This is a genomic window from Zavarzinia aquatilis (genome assembly GCF_003173035.1).
GTDB lineage: Bacteria > Pseudomonadota > Alphaproteobacteria > Zavarziniales > Zavarziniaceae > Zavarzinia > Zavarzinia aquatilis.
Window position 1 is genome coordinate 554759 of sequence record NZ_QGLE01000001.1, and the last position, 20871, is coordinate 575629.

Here is a 20871-nt window from a genome sequence, read left to right on the forward strand (position 1 = left end):
GGAGAGCAGACATGGCCATCGAAATCCTGATGCCCGCCCTCTCGCCCACGATGACCGAGGGCAAGCTGGCCAAATGGCTGGTGAAGGAAGGCGACACCATCAAATCCGGCGACGTCATCGCCGAGATCGAGACCGACAAGGCGACCATGGAAGTGGAAGCCGTCGACGAAGGTACCGTCGCGAAAATCCTGGTGCCGGAAGGCACGGATAATGTCGCGGTCAACACCGTGATCGCCCTCGTTGCCGGCGAGGGCGAGGATGCCTCGGCCGCCGCCGCGCCGAAGGCCGCGCCCGCCGCCGCACCTGCGCCTGTCGCCGCCGCGCCTGTCGCGGCTGCCGCCCCGGCACCCGCGGCCGCATCGGCCCCGGCACCCGCCGGTGCCCGCGTCTTCGCCAGCCCGCTGGCCAAGCGCATCGCCAAGGATTCGGGTGTCGACCTTGCCGCCGTGAGGGGCTCCGGCCCCCATGGCCGCATCGTGAAGGCGGATGTCGAAGCCGCCGCCATGGCGCCCAAACCGGCACCGGCCGCTGTCGCCGCTGCCGCCCCGGTCGCGGCGCCGGCCCCGGCGCCGAAGCCCGCCGTCTTCCCGTTCCCCGAGGGCTCCTTCACCTCGGTCCCGAACGACGGTATGCGCAAGACGGTGGCGAAGCGCCTGACCGAGGCGAAGTCGACCATCCCGCATTTCTACCTGACCATTGACTGCGAGCTGGACGAGCTGCTGGCCCTGCGCAGCCAGCTGAACGCCAAGTCGCCGGCCAAGATTTCGGTGAATGACTTCATCCTGCGGGCCTCGGCCCTCGCGCTGAAGAAAGTGCCGGCGGCCAATGCGACCTGGACCGACGACGCGATCCTGCGCCACAAGCACGCCGATGTCGCGGTGGCGGTCGCCATCGACGGCGGCCTGATCACCCCCATCGTCTTCAACGCGGAGGCGAAGGGCCTCGCCGCCATCGCCGCCGAGACCAAGGACCTCGCCGAGCGGGCGCGGTCGCGCAAGCTGAAGCCGGCGGAATATCAGGGTGGCACCTTCTCGATCTCCAACCTCGGCATGTTCGGGATCAAGGAATTCGCCGCCGTGATCAACCCGCCCCATGGCGCCATCCTCGCCATCGGCGCGGGCGAGAAGCGGCCGGTGGTGAAGGGCGGGGCCCTCGCGGTCGCGACCGTCATGACCGTCACCCTGTCCTGCGACCACCGGGTGGTCGACGGCGCGGTGGGCGCCGAATTCCTCGCCGCCTTCAAGGGTCTGATCGAAGACCCGATGACCATGATGCTGTGAGGAGACGAAGATGGCTGAGAATTTCGATGTCATCATCGTCGGCGGCGGCCCGGGCGGCTATGTCGCGGCGATCCGCGCGGCGCAGCTGGGCTTCAAGACCGCCGTCGTCGAGAAGAAGCACCTGGGCGGCATCTGCCTGAACTGGGGCTGCATCCCCACGAAGGCGTTGCTGCGCTCGGCGGAGATTTACCACTACATGCAGCACCCCGGCGACTACGGGCTGTCGGTCACCGGGGCCAGCTTCGACATCAAGAAGATCGTCGAGCGTTCGCGCGGCGTCTCCAAGCGCCTGAACGGCGGCGTCGCCTTCCTGATGAAGAAGAACAAGGTCACCGTCATCGACGGCGTCGCCAAACTGACCGGCGCGACCTCGGTCACCGTCACCAAGGATGGCGCCAAGGTTGGCGATTATGCGGCCAAGCACGTCATCCTGGCGACCGGCGCCCGGCCGCGCGCGCTGCCCGGCCTCGAGCCGGACGGCAAGCTGGTCTGGACTTACTTTGAAGCGATGGTGCCGGAGTTCACGCCGAAGTCGCTGCTCGTCGTCGGCTCGGGTGCCATCGGCATTGAATTCGCCAGCTTCTACCGGACCCTCGGCGTCGACGTCACCGTGGTCGAGGTGATGTCGCAGATCCTGCCCGTGGAAGACGAGGAAATCGCCGCCCATGTGAAGAAGCGCCTGGAAAAGCAGGGGATGAAGATCATCACCTCGGCCAAGGTGCTGGGCCTGAAGAAAGCCGCCGACAGCGTCACCGCGACCATCGAGGATGCCAAGGGCGTCAAGTCCGAACTCACCGTCGATCGGGTGATCTCGGCCGTCGGCGTCGTCGGCAATATCGAGGACCTGGGGCTCGAGGCGCTGGGTGTTACGACCGAGAAGGGCTGCATCAAGATCGACGGCTTCGGCCGGACCAATGTGCCCGGGCTGTACGCCATCGGCGACGTCGCCGGCCCGCCCATGCTGGCCCATAAGGCGGAGCACGAGGGTGTGATTTGCGTCGAAGCCATCGCCGGCAAGCATCCGCACCCGATGAAGAAGGAACAGATCCCGGGCTGCACCTATTGCAACCCGCAGGTCGCTTCCGTCGGCCTGACCGAAAAGAAGGCCAAGGAGGCCGGCTACGAGGTCAAGGTCGGCCGCTTCCCCTTCACCGGCAACGGCAAGGCGATTGCCCTTGGCGAGGATCAGGGTCTGGTGAAGACCATATTCGATGCCAAGACCGGACAATTGCTGGGCGCCCACATGGTCGGGGCCGAGGTCACGGAACTGATCCAGGGCTTCGTCGTCGCCATGGGGCTGGAAACCACGGAAGAGGAGCTGATGCACACGGTATTCCCGCATCCCACCCTCTCCGAAATGATGCATGAAGCGGTGCTTGACGCTTACGGTCGGGCCATTCACATCTAGGGCATGACGATGAACGATCTTCCGGCCATCAAGGACGTGAGCGATCAGGTGACGGCGCGCATCCGCACGCCGAAACCCGACTGGCTGCGCGTCAAGGCCCCGACCAGCCCGGAATATGCGGAAACGCGCCGGCTGATGCGCGACCTCCGCCTCAACACGGTGTGCGAGGAGGCGGCCTGCCCCAATATCGGGGAATGCTGGAAGAAGAAGCACGCGACGGTGATGATCCTGGGCGATACCTGCACCCGGGCCTGCGCCTTCTGCAACATCAAGACCGGGATGCCCGCGCATCCCGATCCTGACGAGCCCGACAATGTCGCCATCGCGGTCGGCGAGATGGGCCTCGAGCATGTGGTCATCACCTCGGTCGACCGGGACGACCTCGCCGATGGCGGCGCCGACCAGTTCGTCAAGGTGATCACCCGCCTGCGCGAGACGGCGCCGCGCACCACCATCGAAATCCTGACCCCCGATTTCATGCGGAAGGACGGGGCCGTCGAGGCGGTGGTGAAGGCGAAGCCCGACGTCTACAACCACAATCTCGAGACCGTGCCGCGGCTTTATCCGACCATCCGGCCGGGCGCGCGTTACTTCCATTCGCTCCGCCTGCTCAATCAGGTGAAGGAACTGGACCCGACGGTGTTCACCAAGTCGGGCATCATGGTCGGCCTCGGCGAGACCAAGGCCGAGGTCTATCAGGTCATGGACGATCTGCGTTCCGCGGATGTCGACTTCATCACCATCGGCCAGTATCTTCAGCCGACACCGAAGCACGCCGCCGTGGACCGCTTCGTCACGCCCGAGGAATTCGCCGATTACGCCAGCATGGCGCGGGCGAAGGGATTCCTGATGGTTTCCGCCTCGCCGCTGACGCGCTCCTCCCACCACGCGGGCGAGGATTTTCTGAAGCTGAAAGCCGCGCGGGAGGCCAGGGTCGCCGCGCGGGCGTGACCGAGACGGATGGATGCCGCGTTATACCGAAGTCAAGACGCTCCCCTATAGCGCGGCGCAACTCTTCGATCTGGTCGCCGATATCGGTCGCTACCCCGAATTCCTGCCCTGGTGCGTCGGCGCCCGGATCAGGGCGCGGGGCGACACGCTGATCATCGCTGACCTGATGATCGGCTATAAAGCCTTCCGCGAGCGTTTCACCTCCGCCGTCTCGCTGATGCCGCCCGACAATATCGACGTGACCTTCACCGAAGGCCCCTTCGCCTATCTGAAGAACCACTGGCGCTTCCTGCCGACGCCGGACGGCAGCCCGGGCTGCGTCATCGACTTCCTCGTGGACTTCGAATTCAAGAACAAGGTCTATCAGCAGGTCATCGGCGGCGTGTTCGAGGACGCCGCGCGGCGCATGGTCGCCGCCTTCGAGACCCGCGCCCACGCCCTCTACGGCGACGCCGGCGCCGCCGCCTGACGTCAGACCCGATCCAGCCCCGCCGGTAGCTCCCGCGTGAACATCCGATGTTACGGCGCCGGCTTGGCGCAGCCATAATCAACTATAAAAACATGTATTTAGAAATTTATAACTAATAAAATTTGCGTTAATTAATCTGAATCCGTTGACTCCGTGTTAAATCCTGCCTATCCCTGATTTCACAGTAAATTTGTTTCGCCGAAGGGAAAGTGCCGTGTCCACAGGTGAAATCCGCTTTGGGGTCTGGGCGCCGGTTCACGGGCCGCGCGCGGCGTTGCAGGATCCGGCCGAGCCGTTCGATGCGTCCTGGCAGCACAACAAGGCCGTGGTGCTCGAGGCGGAGGCCCTGGGTTTCGACTCCGTGCTGATCGCCCAGCACACGGTCAATCCGCATCTGCCCGAGAACGATCAGCTGGAAGCCTGGACCGGGGCGGCCGCCCTCGCGGCCCTGACCCGGCGGATCGACCTGATCGCGGCGATCAAGCCCTACATCCATCATCCGGTTTTCCTGGCCAAGATGGCGCTGCAGATCGAACACATCAGCGGCGGCCGTTTCGGCCTCAATCTGGTCAATGCCTGGAACAAGGTCGAATTCGAGAAGGCGGGCATCGCCTTCGGCGAACACGACGACCGCTATGCCTATGGACGGGAATGGATTTCCATCGTCTCGCGATTGATGCGGGGCGAGCGGGTCCATCACCAGGGCCGGCATTTCCAGATCGACGACTACAAGCTGACTCCGGCGGACCCGTATCGCCCGCGGCCGCTCATCTATGTCGGCGGCGAATCCGAGCCGGCGCGCGAGCTGGTGGTGGCGGAAGGCGATCTCTGGTTCATCAATGGCCAGCCGCTGGAGCGGGTCGCGGCGCTGGTCGACGATGTCAGGCGTCGCCCCCGGGCGGGGGCCCCGTTGCGCTTCGGCCTCGCCGCCTTCGTCATCGCCCGCGAGACCGAGGCTGAAGCGCGCGCGGAATACGCCCGTCTGCTCGAACTCAGCCACAAGGACGCGGAGGTGCGGGCCGTCCAGCGCCGTAACACCGATCCCCATGCGGTGATGTTCCAGACCATCGCCAAGGCCGAACATGTCGGCAGCAATGGTGGCACCGCGGCCGGCCTCGTCGGCAGTTACGACCAGGTGGCGGAGCGACTGGGGGCATTCCATCGCTCCGGCATCGAACTCTTCATGCTGCAGTTCCAGCCCATGCTGGACGAAATGCGCCGCTTTGCCGCCGAGATCATGCCGAGGCTCGACCGCCGCGCCCCGATCCTGCGGCCGGCGGCCTGGACCGAGCCGGGCCGGGAGGTCGCCCGATGACCGCCATCGAGCGGGGCGGACGGCCGCACCGACCGGTATCGGCGCGCCAGCTGAGCGCGCGGGGTTACCTCGTCCTGTCGTGGGTGGTGCCGGTGCTTCTCCTTGCGGGCTGGGAAGCCATGGCGCGCTTCGGCTTCATCCAGCCCCATGTCCTGCCGGCCCCCAGCAAGGTGGCGCTCACCGCCTGGAAGCTGACGATTTCGGGCGCGCTGCCGGGCGATCTCGGGGTCAGCCTGATCCGGGCCGCGGTCGGCTTCGCCATCGGCGGCGGGATCGGCTTTGCCCTCGGCATTCTGGTCGGTTTCTCGCGCATGGCGGAAGCGGTGATCGACCGCAGCGTCCAGATGGTCCGCGCGATTCCCTTCCTCGCGCTGCTGCCGCTGGTCATCGTCTGGTTCGGTGTCGGGGAAAGCCAGAAGATTTTCCTCGTCGCCCTCGGCGTTGGCTTTCCGATCTATATCAACACGGTGCTGGGCATCCGGCAGGTCGATGCCAAGCTGCTGGAACTCGGCCGGGTGCAGGGGCTCGGCACCCGCGAGCTGATCCGCCGCATCATCCTGCCGGGCGCCATGCCGTCGATCCTGACCGGGGTGCGTTTCGCGCTGGCCACGGCCTGGCTCGCCCTTGTGGTCGCCGAGACGATCGGTTCGCAATCGGGCCTCGGCTTCCTCGCGATGGACGCGCGGGAATTCCTGCGTACCGACGTCATCGTGCTGACCATCCTCATCTATGCGGCGATCGGCGTCCTCGCCGATACGCTGGCCCGCTCGCTCGAAAAGAGACTTCTGCAGTGGCATCCCAATTTCGGGAGCCGGCGATGAACGCCCACGCCGAGGTGGCGACCGCGTCGGCCGTCACCGTCCGTTCCCTGCGCCGCGCCTATGGTGCGCGCGTGGTGATCGAGGGGCTGGACCTGCGCATCGCGCGCGGCGAATTCGTCGCCCTGTTGGGCCAGAGCGGATGCGGCAAGACCACGCTGCTGCGCGCGCTCGCCGGGCTCGATCCGATCGAGGGCGGCGATATCGAGGTTGCCGGACGACCCGCCGTCGTGTTCCAGGAACATCGGCTGCTGCCGTGGGAATCCCTGTGGCGCAACGTCACCCTCGGCCTCGATGGAGCGGACGCGCGGGACCGGGCCGAGGCGGCGCTGGCCGAGGTCGGCCTTGGCGGCCGCCTCGACGACTGGCCGCGCAACCTCTCCGGGGGGCAAGCCCAGCGTGTCGCCCTCGCGCGCGCCCTCGTGCAGGAGCCCGCGCTCCTGCTGCTCGACGAGCCCTTCGCGGCACTCGACGCGCTGACGCGGATCAGGATGCACGCCCTGGTGCGCGATCTCGTCGACCGGCATCAGCCCGGCGTGCTGCTCGTCACCCATGATGTCGACGAGGCGATCACCCTGGCGGACCGCATCCTGGTGATGCGCGATGGCCATATCGCGGCCGAGCACCGCTCGACCGAAAAACACGTCACCCCCGAATTCCGCGCCCGGCTGCTGGCCGAGCTCGGCGTCTCCTCCGATCGCGACTGAAGGACTTCGTCATGTCTGAAGCTGGTTTCCTGCCGCAATCCCGCCGTGCCTTCCTGGGGACGGCCGCCGCCGGTGTCGGCGCCCTGGCGCTGCCCGGCATCGGCAAGGCGCGGGCGGCGGGGCGCACGACCGACACGCTGCGCCTGACCTGGGGTTATTTCGGCCTGTCCTATCTCGCCCACGAGCGCGGGGCGCTGGAAAAACGTCTTGCCGAACAGGGCATCAAGGTCGAATGGGTCGGGCCTTTCCCGAATCATGCGCCAACCCTGCAGGCCGTGACCGGCGGCACCGCCGACTATGCTTTCGGCGGCAGCACGACGCCGGCGCTCGCCGCCATCATCGCCGGCTCGCCGCTCGTGTTCAGCCAGTTCTTCATCTATCAGCCGCGCACCACGGCGATCATCGCCAAGCGCAGTTCGGGCATCAGGACGGTGGCCGATCTGGTCGGCAAATCCGTGGCGGTCAATCGCTCGGGCCTTGGCGAATTCCTCGTCGTCGCGGCGCTGGAGCAGAATGGCATCGACCGCGCCAAGGTGAATTTCGTCTATCTGAACCCGCCAGACGCCGCGCCCGCGCTCGCCGCCGGCAAGGTCGATGCCTGGTCGATGTGGAGCCCGGGCGTCGACATCGCCCGCGTCGAATATGATGCCGTCGACATTTTCTACGAGGAACGCGACCTGCCGTTCCAGATCGACTTCAATTCCTATCTGACCCGCAAGGATTTCGTCGAACAGAACCCGGACCTGGTGAAAGCCTTCAATGCCGCCATCGTGGCCGAGGCCGAATGGGCCAGCGCCAACAATGTCGAGGCGGAAGAAATCGCCTTCAAGGGCCTGAAATACAGCGAAGCGGTGCGCGACCACTTCGTGTCCCTGAAGCGGAAATACACACCCTATGCCGCCAACGACCCGGCCTTCCTCGAGAAGCTGCAGAATGCCGCGAACTGGCTGACCGAGCGCAAGGTGCTGCCCGAGACGATCACGGTCGCCGACCATATCGCCAACCTGTGAGGACCGCGCCATGACCCTTGCCGCCGCGCGTCTGCACGCCCCGGGGCCGTCCGGTGTGCCGGACTTCCAGCCGCTGTTCGACGAGATCGAACGGGGGGCGGCGCTGCGCGAGCGGCAACGCATCCTGCCGTTCGAGACCGTCGAACAGCTGAAGCGCGCCGGCTTCGGCGCCTTGCGCAACGCGAGGGTCGGGCAGGGGGGTGTCGATTTCCGCGGCCTGTTCCGCCTCGTCATCGCCCTTGGCGCGGCCGATGCCAATGTCGCCCATATCTTCCGCAACCATTACACCGCGGCGGAACAGCAGGCGCGCAATCCGCGCAACGCGGTCGGCCGCCGCCTGCACGAGGCGGTGGCGCAAGGGGCGTTGATCGGCCTCGGCAACGGCGAGTTGGGCGACCGCAGCGTGGGCGGGGCGGGGGCGCAGGAAACGCTGCTGGTGGCCGATGGCGCGGGCTACCGGCTGAACGGTCGCAAGTATTACACGACCGGCACGCTCTATTCCGATTATGTCCTGGTCCGGGCCGCGACCCCGGCGGGGGAGGCCGCTTCGGCGGTCATCCCGACAAAGCGGGCGGGGGTCGAGGTGGTCGACGACTGGGATGGTGTCGGCCAGCGCCTGACGGCGTCCGGCACCACCTATTTCCGCGACGTCGCGGTCTCTGCCGATGAGGTGGTGCTCGATTCCACGGGCATCGGTTACGGCCTCGCCTATTTCAACACGCAGGCGCAATTGTTCCTGACCGCGGTCAACGCCGGGATCGCCCGGGCCGCGCTGACCGATGCCAAACGGCTGCTGCTGGGTCGTGGCCGCAATTTCTACCACGCCCCGGTGGCCGAGGCGGCGCAGGATCCGGCACTGCATCAGGTCATCGGCCAGCTCGCCGCCAATGCCTTCGCCGCCGAGGCGGTGGTACTGGCGGCGGCGGACGAACTCGACGCCATCGCCCTTATCCGCGACGACGGGCGGGAAGATGCCGAGCGGGCGCATCGGGCCTCCTTCGCCGCCGCGCGGGCCAAGATCGTCGTCGACGAACTGGCGATCCGGAATGGCAGCCTGCTGTTCGAAGTGGGCGGCGCATCCGCCGCCACGGCCGGCCACAACCACGACCGCCACTGGCGCAACGCCCGCACGCTGGCCAACCATAATCCGGGGATCTACAAGGCGATTGCCGTCGGTGCCCACGAATTGCATGGCACGCCATTGCCGCATCTGGGCTTCTTCTGACCCCGTTCCGAAGCGGTTGACCCCGAATTGCGAGCGGCCTAGCGTCGCCCCCCATAATCAATGGGAGAGCGAAAACATGGTCGTCGTCGCAGCGGGCGGGCAGGGCAGTGACATCGGCGCGGTGCGCGAGGCGCATCGCTTCGACGAGGCAAGGCTCGCCACCTATCTCGAAGGGGCGATCCCCGGTTTCGCCGGACCGATGGAGGTCACCCAGTTCAAGGGCGGCCAGTCCAACCCGACCTTCCTGCTGACGACACCGGCGCGGCGTTACGTTCTGCGCAAGAAGCCGCCGGGCAAGCTGCTTGCCTCGGCCCATCAGATCGAGCGGGAATACAAGGTGATCGAGGCGCTGGCGAAGACCGACGTGCCGGTCGCCGCCGCCCTCGTGCTGTGCGAGGACGCCGAGGTGATCGGCACGCCGTTCTACGTCATGGGCCATGTCGAGGGGCGAGTGCTGCGCGATCCCCAGCTGCCGGGCCTGAGCCCGGCGGAGCGGGCGGCAACCTATGATTCCATGAACGACGTGCTGGCACGGATGCACAGTGTCGACGTGAATGCCGTCGGCCTTGGCGATTTCGGCAAGCCCGGCAATTATTTCGAGCGCCAGATCGGCCGCTGGTCCAAGCAGTACGAGGCGGCCCGCACGGGCGACGTGCCGGCGATGGACCTTCTGATGGCCTGGCTGCCGGCGAATATTCCGGCGGGCGACGACGTCTCCCTCGTCCATGGCGACTACCGGCTGGAGAACACCATCTGCCATCCGACCGAGCCGCGCATTCTTGCCGTGCTCGACTGGGAACTGGCGACCCTCGGCCATCCGCTGGCCGACCTTGCCTATAACTGCATGCCCTATCACATCGCCGATCCGACCATGGGCAGCCTGAAGGGCGTCGATTTCGCGGCGACCGGCATCCCGAGCGAGGCGGATTATCTCGCCGCCTATTGCCGGCGCACCGGGCGCGACGGCATTCCGCATTGGGAATTCTATCTCGCCTTCTCGATGTTCCGCCTGTCGTCCATCGCCCAGGGCGTCTACAAGCGCGGCCTCGACGGCAACGCCAGCTCGGAAAAGGCGACCATGTATGGCGCGGTCGCCGTCTTCCTCGCCGACCTTGCGTGCCAGACCCTGCGCGACGCCGGCCGGGACATCTGACGTCCCGGCCTCTTGCATTTGTTCGTGATGCCGGCGAAGGCCGGCATCTCCCGCCGACAAAGGCGCCTTTTCCGCGAAGAGGCCCCGGCCTGCGCCGGGGCGACGAAGATTGATCTACCGCCTCAGAACTGGCGGGTGATGCGCAGGAAGGCCTCGTCGGCGAAATCGACGGTGGAGAGGGCGTTCTTGTTGTCGTCCTCCGCCTCGAAGATCGTCGCGTAGAGGTCGACCTGCCAGTCGCCGTCCGGTTTCCACTTCACGCCGGGCTGGAACATGGCGCCGCCCCGCAGGTCGTAGAGCACCGAGAAGTCGAAGCGCCATTCGAGAGTGGGCGAGGGCTGCTGGATCGCCAGCGCCACGGCATGATAGCCGTTCACGCCGCCCGGATCGTGATCGGCATCGCCGCCGTAACCGTCGAGATGGCGGCCGAACAGATCGCTCTCCGACTTGTAGAGATATTGCGCGACGATATAGGTCGCCGGAAAATCCTCGGTGAAGCGGTGGTATTTCTCGAAGACGAGGGCGAAGCTGACCTCGTTCGCCGTGATCGGCTTTTGCGACAGCGATGGGCTGGTGAACTTCTTGTCCGGCGTGTAGGAGGCTTCGGCCCGCACGATCAGCTGATCGAACAGCGTGCCCGGCTCGTCCTCGAAGATGTAATTGGCGCCGGCACCAAAGACATTCTCATAGGGGTAATAGCGCTCGATATGGCCGCGCAACCCGCCGAACAGGGCGAAGAACGTGTCGAGTTCCGCCCCCGCCAGCGTATGGTTGTTGCCGACGTCGAAGGCGCCGAGGGCGCCGGTCGCCGGCTGGAAATCATTGACGGCGGCATTGAGCCCGGTGGTGCCGTTCAGGCGCACCTGGGTCGCATAGTCGAACCATTCCTGCGCCGAGGTGACGCCGTTGACGGGGTCGATCTCGAAGGGCGTATCCGCCAGGGGGCCGACGCCGGATTTGGTCCAGCGGTAGATACCGTCCGGGTTGCGCCGGCTGGTCGCGACGAACTGCAGGCCCAGCTGCTCGAACTGCGCGCGCAGGCGACCGCCCACGTTCCAGTTTGAATCGGTCCAGCCATAGCGGTCATGCACCGTGAACTGGTCGGGAATGACGTTGTAGGGCGTCGACGGATTGTTGGTGATCGAAGGGTTGAACTGCTGGATATAACCTTCGACTTCCCACTGGGAGTCGATCTGGTAGGACGTGCGGAGCGCCAGCGCCGGCACCCGCTTGTCCGAGAATTCCTCGGCCGCCGGATCGAGGATCAGGTGGCGCCGGAGGTCGAGGCCGTTCGGCAGGTCGAGCACGCGGAAGAACAGCGATTCGCCCCAGGCGATCTGCTGGTTGCCGGCCCGGATGAAGAGCGGACCATCCGAGAAATCGAGATAGGCCGCCGGCAGGTCGAGCATGTAATCCTTGCCGGAAACCTCGAGCAGGGAGCCGCGGTTGCCGCCCCGGACCGGGGTCTCGAAGAAGCTGGTGTTGCTGTTGTCGTCGTAGATATTCCAGTCGAAATAGCCGCGGCCGGTGATATGCGCCTTCACATTCTCGTTGAAGGCCGCGTCGAGGTTCAGCTCTACCCGCGTGGCGAAGAGGTTGAAATCATTCTCCGCGCTGCGGGCCGGCCGATTGGCGGTGGTCGGCAGGCCGGCGATCAGCGGGTTCATCGGCACGGTGACGCCGTTATAGGTATTGCCTTGCGTGTTGAAGGGGTTTTCCTCGTCGCCCAGCTTCACGGCCACTTCCTGCCGGACATAGCCCGAAAAGCTGATGTCGACCGCAAGCGCCGGTGTCGCCGCCGCGCCGAGCAGCGTGCCCAGCAGCGACAGGCCGATGGCCTGGTAACTCGTCCGGTTCATAATGCCTCCCTGGCCCATTGTTTTCGTTGTTTCATCGGGTCCGCGGGCATGGCTCCGCCCTTGGGACGGGGCAGGGGTTTCAGCCGCCGTCCGGGGATGAGTCCGGCCCTGTCCCGGTGATTCCTCCGTTCGTTGTCACCAGAATGGAGGCAATTGTCGGCGAAGCCTCCCCCCCGATCGGGGTGGCATCATGGGGGGACGCGGGGAGGGCGGGGGGAGCGGACCTCCGCCCGCTCAGGCTCGGCCAGCGCCGGATTCCGCCGCCAGCGGCTGGTAGAACGCAGGCGGCAGACCGGCCTCGGCGCGCTTGTCCGCGTTGAAGGGCGGCTTCAGGGCGCCGTGGAAATAGCAGCGGGCCAGAGCGTGAAACGTCTCCTCGACGGCAAGGCCGGCCTGCGCGCAGAGGAAACGGAACCATTTCGCGCCATGGGCGACATGGCCGACCTCTTCGGCATAGATGGTTTCCAGCGCGTCGACGGCGTCCTGCTCCCCGGCCTTGCGGAACATCGCGATCATGGGCGGCGTCACGTCGAGGCCGCGCGCCTCGAGGATCATCGGCACCACGGCGAGCCGGGCCATCAGGTCACCGGCCGTATCCTGCGCGGCGCGCCACATTTCGGCATGAGCGGGCATGTCGCCATAGAAACTGTCCCGCGCGCGCAGACAATCGTTCAGCAGCTGGAAGTGCTTCGCCTCCTCGTCCGCCGTTCGCACCCAGTCGTCATAGAAGTCGAGGGGCAGGGGGGTCGCCGTGAAGCGGGCGATGATGTCCCAATGCAGATCGACGGCATTCAGCTCGATATGGGCGACCGCGTGCAGCAACGCCTTCCGGCCTTGCGCCGAGCCCGGTCGCCGCCGCGGCACGTCACGCGGCGCCAGCAATTCGGGCGTCTCCGGCCGCGCCGGATGCGCGGGCGGCACCGCCTCGCCGACAGGCATCGGCCGCCCCGCCGCCCGGCCTTCGAACCAGGCCCTGGCATGGGCCCGCGACTTCACGGTCTTCGCCAGCGCGTCCGCCGTGGTCAGGACATCGACGGCACAGGCGGCGAGACTATCGGGGGCAGGGAACATGGCGGCGAAGATAGGGGAAGGCGGGGCGGGAGGCCAGAGGGCGCGCTTCGGATTGTCTGGCAGCGCCGCAAGCGTTAATGCTGTTCCGCATCCTCGTTACTACCGCCGGTCATCGACAATGCTTCAGATCGCCCGTTCTGCCACGCTGCTGGCCATCGCCCTGTTTGCCGCAGCCTGCGTTGACATGAAGAACCCGACAACGACCCTGCCCGACAATGTCTTCTACTATCGAGGCAAGGCGAAGGACATGGCCATGTGTTGGCTGGACAAAGGGCCGGTCAACGATCGCTGCATCGGATCGAATGCCATGACCGCCGCCGCGGCCGAGGATGGCAATACCTATCTGATCCGCTGCCAGCGCACGGGGGTCGTCGGGCCCGGGGCGGGCGCGGCGGGCGCCGGTCTCATGGGGTTCATCATCGGGCAGGCCGTCGACAGCATGGTGGAGTCTTCCTTCGATCCGGCGGCGGATAAGAACACGGTCTTCATGGCGGCCTTTCGCGACGTTGCGGACGACAAGGTCGAAACCCGCCTCTGGATGACCGAAACACTCCTTAACAACGATGCCCGCTTCACTGACCTGAAAACCGCTCTCGACACCTGCGGCGGCGGTGCTCCCTTGTCGGATGAGCCTGCCGCCACCAGCGCGTCACGCCCGCTCCAGCCGACCACCGTCGTCGTGCCCAATATCGACCCGGCACTGCTCGGCAAGACCGAGACCCCGGCGACTTCCTCGCCCGCCCAACCCAAGACGACCCCGAAATAGCAGGCGGCGAGAACGACAGGCCCGTGGTCACATTCGCGATCATGGGGATTACACCGCTGAAGCTCGATGGGTGGAACCATCAGAATGTTCTGTCCAGGCTCCGGGTCGATCGAACGGACGGCGGCTATGTCCTCCATCGGCCCGAAATATATGGCGTGGGCGGGCAGATTGGTGCGACGGGCATCAGCGTCGCGATCGAGGCTTTCGATCCGCGATGAGGAACGTCTCCCGATGAGAAAGGCACCGTCTCGCTTCAGCCGCTGGTGGTAAATTCGATATCGCGTCCTTCCGATGTCGCGATCAGTAGAAGCCGGCCACGAAGCTCGTGGCCGTGAGCGTGACGTGTGCGTCGAGCGGGGGGTAAAGCTCGAATGCTTTCGGCTCGCGCGAGAAGTTCCAGAGCCGGAACAGGCACCATTCGGAACGATGCTCCTCGGCGACCGCAAGTTCATTGCGGGAGATATGAAAGGGCGTGCGTTCCCACCCGTTGGTCGTCTTCACCTCGATCAGGCGCGTCTGGCCGTCAGGCCGAAAACTGGCGATGTCGTAGCCTGCGCCATCGCCGTCCTCTTCCGACACCCAGCGCACCTTGCGCGCCAGGTCGTCACGCCCGGCCGACCTTAGGGACGCTCGCTCACCCGCCAGCACACGTTCCTCGCCCGCGCGACCGAGAGCACGGTTTCGCTGGTCCCTGCCGGCCACATCGAACTTGCGGGCGATGTGCAGCATCTGTTCCAGCTCTTGTGGCGGCGGCTGGTTCGAGAGCGTGGGGGGCGGGCCGACCCAGATCGGCGCCGCCTCCCTCAGGCCCGCCACCGCGCCCGCGTGCGGTGGACGCCCGAGCCAGTCAGGGTGCTGCGTCAGCCAGCGCGCCACCGCATCGGCGAGAGACATCTGGAAATTGAGCGCCGGCTTGTAACCAGGGATCCAGTCCTCTCCAAGGCCCTTCAGCACGGCGCTGATGTTCTGATGCTTGAACTCGACCGATGCCTCGGAACGGTCATTCAGGTGCGGCAGAAGATTCCGCCGGTGCCCTGCCTTGTTGTAGGGGTGGCCAAGGATATCGTCGGCCAGCATCGCGAAATAATCCGCGACGATCCGGTCGTTCTCCTCGTCAGTCCACGGCCCGCTTGACATGGCTTGAGGGTAGCGGTGTTGGAACCGATTGTCACCGAACGACGCGGGATGTGCCGCGGCGGCACAGGCAACGGGACTTCCCCCATTGCAGAAACCGCCCGCGTCCCCATATCTAGGAAACGCGGGGCGGCGATGGTCGCCGCGCGGGTCCATGGAGACTGGATGTCGGAACTTGTGCGATAGGGCTCTCTGAAATTCGGAGAGCCTCGTGATGTCGAACCCGCCGGGTGCTTGTGCGCCGGGGCGTTTCTTCACGTCTGTCACACGAGACGACCATGAATATCTCACGGCACGAACAACGGGCGCTGCATGTTCTCGCCCTTGGCGGCTGCATTCTGCACGAGCGCGGCGATGGCCGCCTGATCACATCCGTTACCTGCGTCACGCGCGAGGGCATGATCCTCGCCGGTTTCGACCTTGGCCTGTTCAACCGGCTGCGGCGGAAACGGCTGATCGAATCCCGCGCGGGCAGCCCTTACCGCCTCTCGAAGCGCGGCCGCGTTTCGGTCCGCGCCCAGCTCGACAATCAGGGAGCCTGACATGCTGATCCGCGATGAAACCCCGGGCGACATCCCGGCCATCGGCCCCCTGATCACCGAGGCCATGCGCCTTCTGCCGCAGGCGACGGGGGGCGAAGCCGCCATCGTCGAGCGGCTGCGAATGGCCGGGGCGCTCACCCTTTCCCTCGTCGCCGAGGACGGGGGGAGGGTGGTCGGCTATCTCGCGGCGTCCGCGGCACGCATTGGGCCGCAGGACGGTTGGGGCCTGATCGGGCCGCTCGCCGTCCTGCCGGCACGGCATCGACAGGGCATCGGCTCGGCCCTGATGGCGGAAGCCCTGCACCGCCTGCTGACGACCAGCCGGGGCGCGGCGCTGGTGGGCGATCCCGGCTATTACCGGCGCTTCGGCTTTCGGGCTTTCCCAGGCTTCGGCGTCGCCGGCTGCCCGCCGGAAGTGGTTCAGGCCTTGCCCTTCGACGGCAACGTGCCGCGGGGCGAATTGATCCACCACCCGGCCTTCGGCCTCGACCAGACCGCCTGAGGGCCGGTCGGGCGGTGCCCCCGTGGGTGCCGCCCGGCCATGCCCCTCAACGGGAGGCGATGAAGCTGTCCAGCTTGCCCAGCGTCTGCAGGCCGAGTTCGATGGCACCGAAACCCTTCGCCGTCTGGAATTCGGCCTCGGTGCTGAACACCATGCCGAGGGTGACCCGGGTTGCCCCGCCTTCCGCCTCGAAACTGGCCCAGGCGTCGGCGTGCTTCGGGCCGTTCTCGCCCCAGTGCAGCGTATAGGCGATGCGCTCCTCCGGCCGGACCTCGGCATAACGATGGTGATTGGGGAAGACAGTGCCGTCGGGCCCGATCATGTCGAACACCCATTCGCCGCCCGCGCGCAGGTCGATCCGCCGGGTGCGGCAGGAAAATCCGTCCGGTCCCCACCATTGCGGCAGGGTCTCCGGGTTCATCCAGGTGTTCCAGACGATACGCGCGGGCGCCTCGATCACCCGTTGAAGCACCATGGTACGCCGGGCAACAGCCGCGAGATTATCCAGCCCCGCCTCGAACCCCTGCCGGTAACCGGCCGCCATGTCGGCGCCGAGGGAGGAGAGTTGCACCGTCACGTCGAGCCGGCTGCGCACCCCGGCGCCGGAGAATGTCGCGGTGACCAGCGCCGCCGACTGCGCCGCGCCCCCGGCCGAGACCACTTCGTAATTCACGCTGCGCAGCAGGGGCTGCACGTCCAGCCAACCGCATTCGCAGCGGATATCCGGTTGGCCCGCGACCTTGCACAGCGAGACCTCGCGCCCGCCCACCCTGGTATCCGCCTCCAGAAACTCGACGGTCACGGCCGGCGAGGGCGCCGCCCAGATCGCCCGGGCGGCCGGGGCGGTCCAGACCTGCCACAGGGTGGCGAGCGGCGCGGAAACCTCCCGCTCGAAGCGCAGCGTCGCGAAGCGGTCGTCGTCCGCCCTCTGTTCCGATGTCATTCCATGCTCTCCCTCGCCGCCTTCATCGCCAAAGCCTCCAGCCGGTCGAGCCGGGCCTCCCACAGGTCGCGCTGTTCGTCGAGCCAGGCCCGGGCCGGCGCCAAAGCCTCGGGGACGAGGGCACAGGTCCGCACCCGCCCGTCCTTCGCCGTGACGATCAGCCCGGCGTCCTCCAGCACCGCCAGATGCCGCATCACCGTCGGCAGCCGCAATCCCGTCGGGCCTGACAGCTCCGTGACCCGCGCCGGCCTCTCGGCCAACCGGCTCAGGATCGACCGCCGCGTCGGATCGGCCAGGGCATGGAACAGCTGCGACAGCTCCGGATAATGCTTAGTCATGTCGCTAAGTATGATCGCGGAACGATGGGGCGCAAGGGATAGTTTGTTATTTGGCTAAGTGATGTCGGCTGTCGCGGCGGCCCGGGGCATGTTCAACCGGCGGCACCTTCGTTGGCCGACAGGAGATAGGCGAGGCAAACGCGGGGCAGCTCGCGGCGCAGGCGGTCGAGGTCTTCGTCCGAGGGCTGGACCTCCAGCACCACCCTGACCGCGCCGCCGAGCATCGCCATCAGCATGAAGGCGACGCCATGAACATCGGCGAGGCGGGCATCGGGCGCGGCGGCCAGCAGTTCCGCGATGACCTGGGTCATCAGGTCCATGGTCCGCTTCATCACCTCGGTCAGGTCGAACTCCGCCGCGATGCCATAAATCGCGCGCGACGCCACCATGTCCGCGGTCTTGGCGTCGAGCCATGCCGTCGTCAGGCCCCTGGCCAGGCTCGCCAGGTCATGGCCCTTCAGGCGATCCGCCGCCGTCAGCATGGCCTCGATGATGGATTGCAGCTGCCGGTCGACGATGGCGTAAAGCAGCGCCTGTTTGTGCGGGTAATATTGGTACATCGTGCCGACCGACACGCCCGCGCGCTCCGCCACCCGCGTTGTCGTCAGACGGCCCACGCCATCGGCCAGCAAAACCTGAATGGTGGCTTCGTGAATGGCCGCGATCGTCACCGCCGAGCGCGACTGCTGCGGGGCTTTCCGGGGCTTTAGCAGGGCCGGCGCGGGGCGGGTCATATGCGAATTCCGAAACTGAAGAATCCTTCATATCCTTGCCTCCTACACGATCTCACGCAAGGAGTTTTCAATGGGAACCGTCCTGATCACCGGCTGCTCGACCGGCTTTGGCCGCGAGACCGCGCTGCATTTCCTCAACCAGGGCTGGACTGTTGTCGCCACCATGCGCAATCCGGCCGCCAGCACCCTGCCGCCGTCGGAAAGGCTGCGCGTGCTGCCCCTCGATGTCACCGATCCGGACAGCATCGCGGCTGCCGTAGCAATGGCGGGGCCGGTCGACGTGCTGGTGAACAACGCCGGCATCGGCTGGTTCAATGCGCTCGAGGGCACTTCGCTCGGGGCGGCGCGGCGTATCTTCGAGACCAATCTGTTCGGCGCCATCGCCATGATGCAGGCTGTGCTGCCGGGGATGCGCGAAAGGGCCTCGGGCGCGATCGTCAACGTCGGCTCCAGCGTGATCTACATGCCCTTGCCGATGCTTTCGGTCTATCGCGCCAGCAAGGCCGCGCTGACTGCACTGACCGAGTCCATGGCGCTTGAGCTTGCCCCGCTGGGCATCCGCGCCCGCGTTGTCGCGCCGGGCATGGCCCCCGATACCGCCTTCGCCGCCACGACGACCAACGAACTCGCGGTGGGGGCCGGCATCCCCGAGGCTTACGCCGATCAGGCGCAGCAGATGTTCGCGCAGTTCGAGGCGGCGGGAAGCGGCGAGATCACGACGGCGCGGGATGTGGCCGAGGCGGTCTTTCGCGCCGCCACCGAAGCGGATTGCCCGGCGGTGTTGCCCGCCGGGCCCGATGCGATCGCCTGGTCGCAGCAGCACTGACGACCCATCGGCGGACCCTAGACCGCGGCGCCGAAGAGCGTGCCAACGCCCGCGGTCACCGCCATGGCGAAGGCGCCCCAGAAGGTCACGCGAAGGGTCGGCCGCAGCACCGCGGCCCCGCCCGCCCGCGCCCCGATCGTGCCCAGCAGCGCGAGAAAACCGAGCGAGGCGAGGGCAACGCCCGCCACCAGCCAGGGCCGCGGCAGCACCGCGACCATGAGCAGCGGCAGCGCGGCGCCGACCGAGAAACTCGCGGCCGAGGCCAGCGCCGCCTGGATCGGCCGCGCTGTGGTCACCTCGGAAATGCCCAATTCGTCGCGGGCATGGGCCGCCAGCGCGTCCCGAGCCATCAGCTGCGCCGCGACCTCATGGGCAAGCCGCTCGTCGAGCCCGCGCGCGCGGTAGATCCGCGCCAGTTCCTCGCGCTCCAGCGCCGGCTGGGCCGCGAGCTCGGCCCGCTCGCGGGCAAGATCCGCCTGCTCGGTATCGGCCTGCGACGAGACCGAGACATATTCCCCGGCCGCCATCGACATGGCCCCGGCGACGAGCCCGGCGATGCCGGTGACCAGCACCTGTCCCGTCGCGACCGAGGCGGCCGCAACCCCGAGAATGAGGCTGGCGGTCGAAACGATGCCATCATTGGCCCCTAGCACCGCGGCCCGCAACCAGCCGATCCGCGAGACGAGATGCATCTCCCTGTGCCGAAACCGCGCCACCTCGAATCTCCCGCCGTGAACATGCCCCGAGGATAAGCGGATTCTGGGTGCCGGTCTTCGCTGCAAATTAAATATAGCGTCCCCATAATATCCTGGTGTCCAAAAAACCGGCTGCAGGCCAGTCATCATGGTTGATCAATCTGACGTGGCTCGGTCGGAGATTTCCATCCGGGAGGCAGCGGCTCGCTGTAACCGGCGGGTCGCTGAAAAGCGGCTCCGTAGGCAAACTGTCCAGTAGCCCCCTTAAAGCCGAGAATATACCAAATCTCGATCATATAATTTGCGGCACGATCTCTATCTTCTGTTTCAAGAAGACGGACTCGGCTCATCGCCCGGCCGATCAAATCAGATACCGATTCTGCAGAAATGGATTCATCCTTGAACAATAATATAGCGTCGATAGCGTCGTTCACCGCTGCCTGTGCGATCGCCCCTTCCTCCGGCGTTGCGATACCCGTGTAACCTAGAGGCGGATAATCATGCGGCTTGAATTTATCCTCATGCCGCAATCGCTCGAGTGCCTGCCTTTTTTCTGGTGTGAGCAGCACATTTTCTTGAGAGCCCGGCGGAAATGAACGCGCATATAGCCACCATCCAGCAGCGCCCCCTGCTAGAAGAATCGCAATGACGAGAAAGATGATCAGGTTTCGCATCGACAGATGTTGGCCTTGTTTGCGTCGGCTTTCCAGCAATCTCCAGTGATGCCGAGCGGCACCGGCTGCTCTGTCAGCAGGCCCATGATCGACCGCCGCGTCGGATCGGCAAGGGCATGGAAGAGTTGGGACGGTTCCGGATAATGATTAGTCATTTCGCTAACTATTATTTCGTAGGAAGGGGCGCAAGAGATTGTTTGCAGGTGGTCTAAGTGATGAAACAGGGTCCTTGTGGGTAAGGTAAGGGGCGCGGGTGGAAGAACGATAAATTATATATAACGTCCCCTCAATTCGTGCCGAAACCGCGCCACCTCGAATCTCCCGCCGTGAACATGCCCCGAGAATAAGCGGATTCTGTGTGCCGGTCTTCGCTGCAAATTAAATATAGCGTCCCCATAATACCTAGCGTCTCCATAATACCCTGCGGCGAAGGAACTGTCACAACGGACGG

Annotated in this window: 22 protein-coding genes; 14 read left to right on the plus strand and 8 right to left on the minus strand. The window is 66.0% G+C overall.

Annotation, left to right across the window (positions count from 1 at the left end):
- The first annotated feature begins 11 nt into the window (after positions 1-11).
- From DKG74_RS02690 to DKG74_RS02735, 10 genes are all read left to right on the plus strand, one after another.
- Positions 12-1280, plus strand: a complete 1269-nt coding sequence (locus tag DKG74_RS02690) for a pyruvate dehydrogenase complex dihydrolipoamide acetyltransferase (RefSeq protein WP_109902301.1) — start codon at positions 12-14, stop codon at positions 1278-1280.
- A 10-nt stretch (positions 1281-1290) separates the two neighbouring features.
- Positions 1291-2688 (plus strand): dihydrolipoyl dehydrogenase, encoded by a 1398-nt coding sequence (lpdA, locus tag DKG74_RS02695; protein ID WP_109902303.1) that lies wholly within the window; start codon positions 1291-1293, stop codon positions 2686-2688.
- A 9-nt stretch (positions 2689-2697) separates the two neighbouring features.
- Positions 2698-3639, plus strand: a complete 942-nt coding sequence (lipA, locus tag DKG74_RS02700) for a lipoyl synthase (protein ID WP_109902657.1) — start codon at positions 2698-2700, stop codon at positions 3637-3639.
- Between the two features lie 13 nt (positions 3640-3652).
- A complete protein-coding gene (locus tag DKG74_RS02705; protein ID WP_109902305.1) occupies positions 3653-4108 on the plus strand; it encodes a type II toxin-antitoxin system RatA family toxin in 456 nt (151 codons plus the stop codon).
- A gap of 214 nt (positions 4109-4322) precedes the next feature.
- Entirely contained in the window at positions 4323-5423 is a 1101-nt protein-coding gene (locus tag DKG74_RS02710; protein ID WP_109902307.1) for an LLM class flavin-dependent oxidoreductase, read from the plus strand.
- Entirely contained in the window at positions 5420-6244 is an 825-nt protein-coding gene (locus DKG74_RS02715) for an ABC transporter permease subunit (RefSeq protein ID WP_109902309.1), read from the plus strand. Before DKG74_RS02710 ends, DKG74_RS02715 begins: the two co-directional genes overlap by 4 nt.
- Positions 6241-6948: an ABC transporter ATP-binding protein gene (locus DKG74_RS02720; RefSeq protein ID WP_109902311.1), complete on the plus strand. Its 708-nt coding sequence runs from the start codon at positions 6241-6243 to the stop codon at positions 6946-6948. Before DKG74_RS02715 ends, DKG74_RS02720 begins: the two co-directional genes overlap by 4 nt.
- Positions 6949-6959: 11 nt before the next feature.
- The gene (locus DKG74_RS02725; RefSeq protein WP_109902313.1) at positions 6960-7958 is read left to right on the plus strand and encodes an ABC transporter substrate-binding protein; all 999 of its coding nucleotides are present in this window, start codon (positions 6960-6962) and stop codon (positions 7956-7958) included.
- Positions 7959-7968: 10 nt separating this feature from the next.
- Positions 7969-9183 carry an acyl-CoA dehydrogenase family protein gene (locus DKG74_RS02730; RefSeq protein ID WP_109902315.1) on the plus strand — a complete coding sequence of 405 codons (1215 nt, stop codon included), beginning with the start codon at positions 7969-7971 and terminating at the stop codon, positions 9181-9183.
- A 76-nt stretch (positions 9184-9259) separates the two neighbouring features.
- Positions 9260-10336 (plus strand): phosphotransferase, encoded by a 1077-nt coding sequence (locus DKG74_RS02735; RefSeq protein WP_109902317.1) that lies wholly within the window; start codon positions 9260-9262, stop codon positions 10334-10336.
- A 122-nt stretch (positions 10337-10458) separates the two neighbouring features.
- On the opposite strand, the gene DKG74_RS02740 is transcribed toward DKG74_RS02735, so the two are convergent.
- Together DKG74_RS02740 and DKG74_RS02745 are read right to left on the minus strand one after the other, a co-directional pair.
- Entirely contained in the window at positions 10459-12195 is a 1737-nt protein-coding gene (locus tag DKG74_RS02740; protein WP_109902319.1) for a DUF1302 family protein, read from the minus strand.
- Between the two features lie 234 nt (positions 12196-12429).
- Positions 12430-13266 carry a ferritin-like domain-containing protein gene (locus tag DKG74_RS02745; RefSeq protein ID WP_109902321.1) on the minus strand — a complete coding sequence of 279 codons (837 nt, stop codon included), beginning with the start codon at positions 13264-13266 and terminating at the stop codon, positions 12430-12432.
- Positions 13267-13384: 118 nt separating this feature from the next.
- Between DKG74_RS02745 and DKG74_RS02750 the strand changes: the two genes are divergently transcribed.
- A complete protein-coding gene (locus tag DKG74_RS02750; protein WP_109902323.1) occupies positions 13385-14032 on the plus strand; it encodes a hypothetical protein in 648 nt (215 codons plus the stop codon).
- Between the two features lie 300 nt (positions 14033-14332).
- Here the strand turns inward: DKG74_RS02750 and DKG74_RS02755 are convergent, their stop codons facing one another.
- Positions 14333-15109 carry a protein NO VEIN domain-containing protein gene (locus DKG74_RS02755; RefSeq protein WP_243403999.1) on the minus strand — a complete coding sequence of 259 codons (777 nt, stop codon included), beginning with the start codon at positions 15107-15109 and terminating at the stop codon, positions 14333-14335.
- A 335-nt stretch (positions 15110-15444) separates the two neighbouring features.
- Between DKG74_RS02755 and DKG74_RS02760 the strand changes: the two genes are divergently transcribed.
- The gene (locus DKG74_RS02760; protein WP_109902327.1) at positions 15445-15708 is read left to right on the plus strand and encodes a YjhX family toxin; all 264 of its coding nucleotides are present in this window, start codon (positions 15445-15447) and stop codon (positions 15706-15708) included.
- Between the two features lies 1 nt (position 15709).
- Positions 15710-16210, plus strand: coding sequence for a GNAT family N-acetyltransferase (locus tag DKG74_RS02765; RefSeq protein ID WP_109902329.1), 501 nt, complete (start codon positions 15710-15712; stop codon positions 16208-16210).
- 46 nt (positions 16211-16256) lie between these two features.
- On the opposite strand, the gene DKG74_RS02770 is transcribed toward DKG74_RS02765, so the two are convergent.
- The 3 genes from DKG74_RS02770 to DKG74_RS02780 all read right to left on the minus strand — a co-directional run bounded on the left by DKG74_RS02770 (position 16257) and on the right by DKG74_RS02780 (position 18225).
- Entirely contained in the window at positions 16257-17153 is an 897-nt protein-coding gene (locus DKG74_RS02770; RefSeq protein ID WP_109902331.1) for an SRPBCC family protein, read from the minus strand.
- Positions 17150-17491, minus strand: a complete 342-nt coding sequence (locus DKG74_RS02775) for an ArsR/SmtB family transcription factor (protein WP_207779200.1) — start codon at positions 17489-17491, stop codon at positions 17150-17152. The genes DKG74_RS02770 and DKG74_RS02775 overlap by 4 nt, the downstream gene beginning before the upstream one ends.
- A gap of 92 nt (positions 17492-17583) precedes the next feature.
- Complete coding sequence (locus DKG74_RS02780; RefSeq protein ID WP_109902335.1) at positions 17584-18225, minus strand: TetR/AcrR family transcriptional regulator; 642 nt, start codon at positions 18223-18225, stop codon at positions 17584-17586.
- A gap of 70 nt (positions 18226-18295) precedes the next feature.
- Here DKG74_RS02780 and DKG74_RS02785 point away from each other — a divergent pair, with 70 nt between their 5' ends.
- The gene (locus DKG74_RS02785) at positions 18296-19051 is read left to right on the plus strand and encodes an SDR family oxidoreductase (protein ID WP_109902337.1); all 756 of its coding nucleotides are present in this window, start codon (positions 18296-18298) and stop codon (positions 19049-19051) included.
- A gap of 17 nt (positions 19052-19068) precedes the next feature.
- Here DKG74_RS02785 and DKG74_RS02790 read toward each other — a convergent pair whose 3' ends face one another.
- A complete protein-coding gene (locus tag DKG74_RS02790) occupies positions 19069-19767 on the minus strand; it encodes a VIT1/CCC1 transporter family protein (protein ID WP_109902339.1) in 699 nt (232 codons plus the stop codon).
- Positions 19768-19892: 125 nt separating this feature from the next.
- Complete coding sequence (locus DKG74_RS02795) at positions 19893-20420, minus strand: DUF4844 domain-containing protein (protein ID WP_109902341.1); 528 nt, start codon at positions 20418-20420, stop codon at positions 19893-19895.
- Positions 20421-20871 lie beyond the last annotated feature (451 nt).